Source organism: Cysteiniphilum sp. (assembly GCF_057495195.1).
Genome location: NZ_JBXTEF010000023.1, coordinates 1 through 6,008, shown reverse-complemented (window position 1 = coordinate 6,008; position 6,008 = coordinate 1). Strand labels below are relative to the sequence as shown.

Sequence of the window (6,008 nt, the reverse complement as noted above, 5' to 3'; positions counted from 1 at the left end):
ACGTGGGTCTTCCTCATTGTTATATTAATCCAATATTGCTGAGTGAAATGTCAGCAATTATATCGTATTAGGGTGGGTCAATATAAATGTCGTAAGACTGGAGCAAAATAAATGTCGCAGACTCATCAAGGGTGGAGCATTATATTTGTCGCGTAACAATGGTTTAAATACTCTGCAAAAAAAGATAGATTATCAACGTGATTTTTTATGGTTTTTTTGACAAATCCCATCTGTTTTAAATGTTCTGAAAAATCATTGATAATTGCGATACTTTTATCATTTGCTTCACTGATTAATGTATCTAAATCTTTAGCTAAGTGTATTGTTTTAGTCATGATTATCCTCAAATAGTTGTTTGACTTCTTTAAAAGCAATTTGTGCGTCATCGCGTATGTAGTATCCATGCATATAGACATTTATTTTTTCAATTTGCTCTTGCGTAAGCACTTTAAAATAGTCTGGATTTTTTGCAATTAGCAAGAATAAATCTCTAGCCGCTGCATCAATACTATTAATGGCGGCATTTGCTGGCTCCGCGCAGCCTGTATCCAAGAATTTATCACCACCAATCACATATTCTGAAAGAATGGTAATGTATCCTTCATCTTCACCAATCGCTTTGTGGTAAGCAGTGACAGGATTCTTTATAGGAGTTATCTTTACTGTGCAAGGATTACCTGAATATCCATACGGATCATGGAAAGCTTTGCTCCATTGCTTATGGATTTCATCAATAGTATCTATTAATAGCGCTTTTTTCTGTTCAGAACTGTTGGCTGCTAAAAATCTAAGGTGAAGATGTGCTTTATTCACTTTGTTCAGTTTGTAAAGTTCTTGAATAATCCCGAGCAAATCGTTTTGGCTACAGTGTTTAAGCTGTTTTTTAACTTCTGTCCAGTTTTGCTTTAACATGGTTTCTTTAATTCCTTGTAGATGTCTAATATCATATGTTATTCGTATAAAACTTAGTTTATTGCTGTGGTTTTAAATAGAGAAGGATGAAAAACAATCTTTATTCTTTTAGCATCTGGCGTTGAAATAAGATAATGTGATTTTTCAAGTAGTTTAATAGCTTTATCTCGTCTACCTTTGTCACGAACAGGTGTGACACGTAAAATCTCGCGTGAAGTAGTTTCAACAATATTCTTTGAGATGATGGCATCAAGTATTAATTTTGCGTCATGCTCCACCTGTGTCAGCTTCGTTTCTCCAAAGATGCGTTTAGCTTCATTTAAATGCCATTCAATAATCTGATAAGCGGACTCAATGTGATTAGTAGATATTTCAGTACCTTGCTTACCTGTAAACAAATGGAATAGGGCGGCTAGCCTTGCAATATTCTCACTGGCTTTAGATGCTAAGTCATGGATTGATTGCCAGTGGTATTCGTTGGCGATAGCAGTTTCAATATAGTTAAAGTATTTCACCCATGCCTCTTTGGCTATTTTGCTAAAAGTAAGCGTTGGAATGTATCCAAAACCGTATTTATCAACTGGCTGTGTGTTGCTTAGGCAGGTTTTAATGCGCCTGTGAAACTTGTCAAGATGTTCGGTGACGTTCTTGAATGGTTCTTTGTAATATCGATTGCCCATGGTTGAAGTGGGGTAAGCTAATAAGGTTCGTGCAAGAAAACCACTGTTTCTATTAATGCCATCACCTTTTTTTAGCATTTGCTCTAGGAGCAAGGGTTGCATCATTAAGTTGAGTGTGAAACGCCGATCTTTAATAAAGATGTCACCGGTGGTTTTGCGATGTATTGCTATGGGTTGCGCGTCCCATAAACGGTTGAGTAGGGCGACAAATTTGGTATTGTCTTTTTGCATGCTCGGGCTTGATAAGAAAATACCCGCTTCATCTGACCAAATACTTGTACTGGGATATTCCTTTGCTAAGTTTTCGCTTAACGCTTCTGCGGTAATATCCTCATATTTGAGTTTGGGTAACAAAGGTATTTCTGGTTCTTCAAGCATGACCTGATCATAGTAACCATCATATTGATCTGTTTCATAACCTTGAGTAGCTAGGCGCCTAATCATCATTAGCAATCCTTTGCGTTTGATTGACCAAGTGGTGTACTCATTTTTGATGCGCGTATATTCTGGCATCATGGTTTTTGTTGTCTTGTCCTGCCAATCTTCAATGCCTTTACCAAAGACTTTATCAGCCGCTGTTTTACGTTCGCCACTCGATGCAACTGTAATAAAATACATGGAGACAGGACTAGTCAACACGTCATCACGCGCAACATTAGCTAAACCTTGACAGCTTAGTGAGACGTTAGAAAGGGCGCTGTTGGCTAATAATGGAATCGGCTGTTGCCCATATTCAGCATAAGACTGGATAGCGTCTTTGATAATATCAGGTAGAGCATCAAGCGGATAATCAGCTTGCTTTGCTGATATATGTGACAATGGTATTGGTGTTTTCCAATTAATTTTTCCAGTCATTGAAAATTAGCGGTGTTATTTTGGCTGAAAACATCATAACACAAAGCGGTATTGCCTGCATTTTAAAAGTCTTGCAGCGAATGATGGATAAACCAGTACCCATGTTTAAATCGGGTGGTGATAATTTTTTTATACGCTTTACAGTAGTGTAAAAATGAATCTAACTTGATTGTTTTCGACTGATGTCGATGGCTGTTTTTCCCGCCAAAATAGCAAATGATAACAGTATCACCCAATAAGTCCTGAGTAACCATTATCTCATAAAACTTGGCTACTGTTTCCAAGCGTTGCATGATTTTTACTTTTTACCAAGCTTTATACAGTGCATTTGAGCAGCTAATGGATTTGATTTTGATGTCATCAAGTAACTGCTCAATGGCTGCCTTCTTAGCTGGTGAGTTTAGTGCTTTAAGACTGCTTTCATTGTATAAAGAGACACTGCAACGTCGGCACCATTTTCTAACCGTATTTTGTTTGTAGCCAAAAAGCTCGCCAACCTCTGTGTAGGTTAAGCCTTGATTAGCGCACTGTTTTAAAAAATCAGCTATTGTCTGTCCTGTTGTGTTTTCAACGGTAACGCAGAAATTATCGGTAAATTGATTTCCCACAATATTGATCAATCCTTGTTGCATGATGATTTTGGGCAGCATTTCTTAAGCATAGGGATGCAAATTAGTGCAGCGATACCCACGATAATGTAGATGATATTTTCAACAAAGCCCAGTTTGCCAAAAATGGCATGAACAAGATTGAAGTGGAACAAACCAACGAGCAGCCAATTTAAGCCGCCGATGATGATTAATATAAGTGCGATAGGGTTTAGGTATTTCATATAATGTTACTCCTTTGGTTATATATGTTTCACCAATGACTAAAGTAGTGCAATGCCCCCAAATAAGCAAGCTTGCCAGGTCAGTAAGCGGTAAGAATGTTTTTTAAGGATTTATTGGTGTAGTGGGGTGTGTTTATTTGATTTATTATTGCTTGTAGAGTTTAGGTAAAAGCATGTCGAATATGGAAAAGCGTTAAGCCAGCTACGTCAATCTAAGTGTAGACAGGCTTTACTTGGCGCTGGGAGCTGATAAGCTTGGGCGCAGAATGAATATGTTCAACAGGGAGTCAAGTTGTGAGTGTGTATAAAAACTTAGCAAAAGCGAAAATGGAAAGTTTGACGATAAAGCTGCACTATTTAAATGGCGTGCGAGTAACTTGCAAAGTATCTAAACTATCTGGAACAACGGTTGATGTGGCTATTGATGGAGAACAAGAAAGGCGTACCATTGCTGTTGTCTCAATAGTTGGGGTTGAATTTGTCGATGAAGAAACAAGGGAATCGGTTTAGATGGCAAACGAAAGGTTGGCAAAATTTAAAAATGACAAAGTCAGGGTTAGTCTAAAAACCTATACAAATGAGCTTTACACTGGCGTTATTGTTGACGTTGATGATTGTCATGTGATGCTAAATACATATCACGATGTCATTGAGCGATTTGAATTGGGTGAGGTGATGTTTATTGATGAGGGGTGTCGTGAGTGAATATCTTTTTTTTTGGACAAAAGCCCAAAAAAATCAGCGCAGTATCAGTGTGATAAACATGTTGTCAAAATGATTCTTGAATCAGCGCAAATCATGAGTGCAGTACATCATTTAACAGGTAATTCTCGCCCAGAACTTTATCGACTAACACACCAAAACCATCCGTGTGTATTATGGTTAAAAGAAAGTAAAACCCACTCTCAGTGGCTTTTTGAGCATTACAAGGCTTTATGCAATGAATATACATACAGGTATAATAAAAAGCATAAGTCTGAAATGCTGGCATCAATTCTTTCTGACATTCCAATAGAATTGCCAGATAAAGAATTTTCATGGACATTAAAAGTGACTGATAATGATATTGTTGATGTTATTTTGAGTTATCGACAATATTATATTAACAAATATAGAGCCATGAAAATGACATGGAAAAATAGAGCAAATCCTCATTTTATGGAGTTTTTAGCATGAGTATTGATGAGTTATTAAAAACCGAAGCTGGAGCCAAAGCGTTAAAAGCTAAACTCAAGTCATTATCTGATCATGAAAAAGCAAAACCTAATTATGCTGTGTTATGGAAAAAAGCCTGTGATGCAGTAGATGCTTTTAATCTGGCGAAGATGAAAAAAGAATTGCGCGACAGTATTAAAACAAAAGTGATTGATGAGCAGAACGATGAAAAATAATCGCATGAATAATGATAGTTGCTTAGACGTTCTTAAGAAAATAATGCGCCAAAAATTGGGTGAAATTAAGCAGGATCAAAACAACAAAAAAAGAAAAACCAAGAAAAAGTAATCCGCAAAAAAACTAAGAAAAGCATTGATGTGTATTTTAGTGATGGGCAAGTTTTAAGTGTGTTTTTTTCGTTTTTTAACCGCGATCGTGGTCGTAAAACAGGAAGTTTTAGGCTTTAGCGCTGGCAAGTGTATCCGCAAGATTCTCTAGTAATTTTGCAAAGTAGAAAAAGTTGGTATATTTCTGACAGTAGGCATTGAGTTGTTCTGGCTTAGAATTTTCCATAATTTCTCTGAAAAACAGCATCTCATCAATCATTTCAGTTAACAGCATCATGTCATCGGTGTTTTTAGCACGCAGGGCTTTAACTTTGGCATCAATAGCCATAATTTTCTTTTCGTCATTATGCATCGTAGTTGCGCTGCTCAATATTGTTTTGCACGAATATTAGCTTTTAATGTGGGTATGGTCAATTGGGTAGTTTTGTGTTTTTGAGGTCGTGCGCCTGAGCAAGAGAATACCAAATAAAATTAATAAAAACGCCTCGTTTCAACCGCTCAAGCGCATAGATTAATCATAGTCAATGTTTTTAAATTTGCACAGTATGGAGCAAAGGAGTTATCAAAAAACCTTCTCGACAATGAGTCAATCACTGCGTGATTGACAGCCTAGTAATATTTTCTTTTTTAACAAGCCAAAATTGAAATGCAAGGGCTACGCAAGTGCCTGCGGCACCCTTGCATTTAATTTTCTAAGGCTTGTTGCAAAAGGGTTGTGATCACACACAAAGCAAAAAAATAAAACCAGTAAAAATAACCAACAAAAAGCTACAAAAAGGAGCACAACCATGAATGATGAAAACTATTACGTAAACACAATCATACAGCAATTATTTACAGGCGGAAGAACTTTGGTTTGGAGTTGGGGTGCACATGACTTTAAGCGCCTAGATGAAACGACCCTGATGTTTAAAGTCAATGCAAGGCGTTTAGAGGGTCATGTATATATTCGTTACTGTTTTGGTAGTGATACCTATGAGGTGTTGTTTAGTGAATATCCGCCGAAGTTTACGGCATCTAATGAATGCGGGTATGAGATACTAGAGCATGCAACGATTAAGAAGCTAGAAAATGTTTACTGTGATGATATGACGTATCGCATTGATAACGAAATCGAGCGCATCCCTGAGTATCGCTATTAAGTGAATGACTAGTACCTCATCCTTTAAATAAGTAAATATTATGTCGCCTGTAGAACTCTTCCCTTATATGTCCATTTAAATGGCT

General features: G+C 37.1%; 12 protein-coding genes. 6 read left to right on the top strand and 6 right to left on the bottom strand.

From position 1 onward, the window contains the following. Positions 1–125 precede the first annotated feature (125 nt). The 5 genes from ACY10D_RS02380 to ACY10D_RS02360 form a co-directional block, all read right to left on the bottom strand. Entirely contained in the window at positions 126–335 is a 210-nt protein-coding gene (locus ACY10D_RS02380) for a hypothetical protein (protein WP_486999204.1), read from the bottom strand. Beyond that, a complete protein-coding gene (locus ACY10D_RS02375; RefSeq protein ID WP_486999203.1) occupies positions 328–912 on the bottom strand; it encodes a hypothetical protein in 585 nt (194 codons plus the stop codon). The genes ACY10D_RS02380 and ACY10D_RS02375 overlap by 8 nt, the downstream gene beginning before the upstream one ends. Before the next feature lie 53 nt (positions 913–965). Then, positions 966–2,447, bottom strand: coding sequence for a YfjI family protein (locus ACY10D_RS02370; protein ID WP_486999202.1), 1,482 nt, complete (start codon positions 2,445–2,447; stop codon positions 966–968). A gap of 305 nt (positions 2,448–2,752) precedes the next feature. Further along, complete coding sequence (locus ACY10D_RS02365) at positions 2,753–3,055, bottom strand: helix-turn-helix domain-containing protein (protein WP_486999201.1); 303 nt, start codon at positions 3,053–3,055, stop codon at positions 2,753–2,755. Positions 3,056–3,063: 8 nt separating this feature from the next. Further along, positions 3,064–3,279 (bottom strand): DUF378 domain-containing protein, encoded by a 216-nt coding sequence (locus ACY10D_RS02360; protein ID WP_119328368.1) that lies wholly within the window; start codon positions 3,277–3,279, stop codon positions 3,064–3,066. Positions 3,280–3,573: 294 nt separating this feature from the next. Between ACY10D_RS02360 and ACY10D_RS02355 the strand changes: the two genes are divergently transcribed. The 5 genes from ACY10D_RS02355 to ACY10D_RS02335 are packed head-to-tail and all read left to right on the top strand — an operon-like array spanning position 3,574 to position 4,782. Further along, complete coding sequence (locus ACY10D_RS02355) at positions 3,574–3,789, top strand: hypothetical protein (protein WP_486999200.1); 216 nt, start codon at positions 3,574–3,576, stop codon at positions 3,787–3,789. After that, positions 3,790–3,984 (top strand): hypothetical protein, encoded by a 195-nt coding sequence (locus ACY10D_RS02350; RefSeq protein WP_486999199.1) that lies wholly within the window; start codon positions 3,790–3,792, stop codon positions 3,982–3,984. 12 nt (positions 3,985–3,996) lie between these two features. Next, positions 3,997–4,455, top strand: a complete 459-nt coding sequence (locus ACY10D_RS02345; protein ID WP_486999198.1) for a pyrimidine dimer DNA glycosylase/endonuclease V — start codon at positions 3,997–3,999, stop codon at positions 4,453–4,455. After that, the gene (locus tag ACY10D_RS02340) at positions 4,452–4,670 is read left to right on the top strand and encodes a hypothetical protein (protein WP_486999197.1); all 219 of its coding nucleotides are present in this window, start codon (positions 4,452–4,454) and stop codon (positions 4,668–4,670) included. Before ACY10D_RS02345 ends, ACY10D_RS02340 begins: the two co-directional genes overlap by 4 nt. Beyond that, positions 4,660–4,782, top strand: a complete 123-nt coding sequence (locus ACY10D_RS02335; protein ID WP_486999196.1) for a hypothetical protein — start codon at positions 4,660–4,662, stop codon at positions 4,780–4,782. Before ACY10D_RS02340 ends, ACY10D_RS02335 begins: the two co-directional genes overlap by 11 nt. Positions 4,783–4,890: 108 nt before the next feature. Here the strand turns inward: ACY10D_RS02335 and ACY10D_RS02330 are convergent, their stop codons facing one another. Beyond that, a complete protein-coding gene (locus ACY10D_RS02330; RefSeq protein WP_486999195.1) occupies positions 4,891–5,133 on the bottom strand; it encodes a hypothetical protein in 243 nt (80 codons plus the stop codon). A 436-nt stretch (positions 5,134–5,569) separates the two neighbouring features. Between ACY10D_RS02330 and ACY10D_RS02325 the strand changes: the two genes are divergently transcribed. Next, on the top strand, positions 5,570–5,923 hold the full coding sequence (locus tag ACY10D_RS02325; protein WP_486999194.1) for a hypothetical protein: 354 nt from the start codon (positions 5,570–5,572) through the stop codon (positions 5,921–5,923). Positions 5,924–6,008 lie beyond the last annotated feature (85 nt).

Coding starts and splice junctions, on each gene's coding strand:
- ACY10D_RS02380 (WP_486999204.1), bottom strand. CDS start 335: ATGACTAAAACAATACACTTAGCTAAAGATTTAGATACATTAATCAGT.
- ACY10D_RS02375 (WP_486999203.1), bottom strand. CDS start 912: ATGTTAAAGCAAAACTGGACAGAAGTTAAAAAACAGCTTAAACACTGT.
- ACY10D_RS02370 (WP_486999202.1), bottom strand. CDS start 2,447: ATGACTGGAAAAATTAATTGGAAAACACCAATACCATTGTCACATATA.
- ACY10D_RS02360 (WP_119328368.1), bottom strand. CDS start 3,279: ATGAAATACCTAAACCCTATCGCACTTATATTAATCATCATCGGCGGC.
- ACY10D_RS02350 (WP_486999199.1), top strand. CDS start 3,790: ATGGCAAACGAAAGGTTGGCAAAATTTAAAAATGACAAAGTCAGGGTT.
- ACY10D_RS02340 (WP_486999197.1), top strand. CDS start 4,452: ATGAGTATTGATGAGTTATTAAAAACCGAAGCTGGAGCCAAAGCGTTA.
- ACY10D_RS02335 (WP_486999196.1), top strand. CDS start 4,660: ATGAAAAATAATCGCATGAATAATGATAGTTGCTTAGACGTTCTTAAG.
- ACY10D_RS02330 (WP_486999195.1), bottom strand. CDS start 5,133: ATGCATAATGACGAAAAGAAAATTATGGCTATTGATGCCAAAGTTAAA.
- ACY10D_RS02325 (WP_486999194.1), top strand. CDS start 5,570: ATGAATGATGAAAACTATTACGTAAACACAATCATACAGCAATTATTT.